The organism is Aeromonas sp. QDB14 (genome assembly GCF_027707845.1).
Taxonomy (GTDB): Bacteria; Pseudomonadota; Gammaproteobacteria; order Enterobacterales; family Aeromonadaceae; genus Aeromonas; species Aeromonas caviae.
In genome coordinates, this window is the sequence record NZ_JAPCJD010000188.1 from 1 (window position 1) to 1097 (window position 1097).

Genomic DNA, 1097 nt, shown 5'->3' on the forward strand with positions numbered 1-1097 from the left:
AACCGAACAGGCTTATGTCCACTGGGTTCGTGCCTTCATCCGTTTCCACGGTGTGCGTCACCCGGCAACCTTGGGCAGCAGCGAAGTCGAGGCATTTCTGTCCTGGCTGGCGAACGAGCGCAAGGTTTCGGTCTCCACGCATCGTCAGGCATTGGCGGCCTTGCTGTTCTTCTACGGCAAGGTGCTGTGCACGGATCTGCCCTGGCTTCAGGAGATCGGAAGACCTCGGCCGTCGCGGCGCTTGCCGGTGGTGCTGACCCCGGATGAAGTGGTTCGCATCCTCGGTTTTCTGGAAGGCGAGCATCGTTTGTTCGCCCAGCTTCTGTATGGAACGGGCATGCGGATCAGTGAGGGTTTGCAACTGCGGGTCAAGGATCTGGATTTCGATCACGGCACGATCATCGTGCGGGAGGGCAAGGGCTCCAAGGATCGGGCCTTGATGTTACCCGAGAGCTTGGCACCCAGCCTGCGCGAGCAGCTGTCGCGTGCACGGGCATGGTGGCTGAAGGACCAGGCCGAGGGCCGCAGCGGCGTTGCGCTTCCCGACGCCCTTGAGCGGAAGTATCCGCGCGCCGGGCATTCCTGGCCGTGGTTCTGGGTTTTTGCGCAGCACACGCATTCGACCGATCCACGGAGCGGTGTCGTGCGTCGCCATCACATGTATGACCAGACCTTTCAGCGCGCCTTCAAACGTGCCGTAGAACAAGCAGGCATCACGAAGCCCGCCACACCGCACACCCTCCGCCACTCGTTCGCGACGGCCTTGCTCCGCAGCGGTTACGACATTCGAACCGTGCAGGATCTGCTCGGCCATTCCGACGTCTCTACGACGATGATTTACACGCATGTGCTGAAAGTTGGCGGTGCCGGAGTGCGCTCACCGCTTGATGCGCTGCCGCCCCTCACTAGTGAGAGGTAGGGCAGCGCAAGTCAATCCTGGCGGATTCACTACCCCTGCGCGAAGGCCATCGGTGCCGCATCGAACGGCCGGTTGCGGAAAGTCCTCCCTGCGTCCGCTGATGGCCGGCAGCAGCCCGTCGTTGCCTGATGGATCCAACCCCTCCGCTGCTATAGTGCAGTCGGCTTCTGACGTTCAG

General features: G+C 62.2%; 1 protein-coding gene. It reads left to right on the plus strand.

All coding sequences use genetic code 11. From position 1 onward, the window contains the following. Positions 1 to 919, plus strand: a 919-nt coding sequence (gene intI1 / locus PG887_RS22425) for a class 1 integron integrase IntI1 (RefSeq protein WP_025766410.1), incomplete at its 5' end; no start/stop codon positions are given. Positions 920 to 1097: the final 178 nt, after the last annotated feature.